This is a genomic window from Bartonella sp. AA83SXKL, assembly GCF_042196965.1.
Classification (GTDB): Bacteria; Pseudomonadota; Alphaproteobacteria; order Rhizobiales; family Rhizobiaceae; genus Bartonella.
In genome coordinates this window covers 1-270 of the sequence record NZ_JBHIRG010000291.1, presented here as the reverse complement: position 1 = coordinate 270, position 270 = coordinate 1, and the positions used below count along the sequence as shown (strand labels likewise).

Annotated in this window: 1 protein-coding gene and 1 pseudogene; both read right to left on the bottom strand. The window is 39.3% G+C overall.

Going from position 1 to position 270, the window contains the following annotated elements; all coding sequences use genetic code 11:
* A partial coding sequence (locus ACFINO_RS11200; RefSeq protein ID WP_375655924.1) for a beta-ketoacyl synthase N-terminal-like domain-containing protein occupies positions 1-87 on the bottom strand: 87 nt, incomplete at its 3' end.
* Positions 88-197: 110 nt separating this feature from the next.
* A pseudogene (locus ACFINO_RS11195) lies at positions 198-270 on the bottom strand (acyl carrier protein); the annotation flags it as partial.

Below are 270 nucleotides of genomic sequence, written 5' to 3'. Positions count from 1 at the left end.
TCCTTCAAGAAGTCGTTTCCAACTATACTCGACATCACCAGCTAATGGAGATACCAATCCTAAACCAGTAATAACAACACGCCTCATGACTTTGCAACCCTGAATTGAGATTTACTCTTCAAAGCTCTCTTCTCAAAATAGCCCCCAAAGAATATAGGCAAAAGCATCTTAAACTTTACACCTTTGCCTTTTAGAAATTATGCAGAAGCTTTATCAATAAACTTTACTGCATCACCCACTGTGAAAATCGTTTCAGCAGCCTCATCTGGG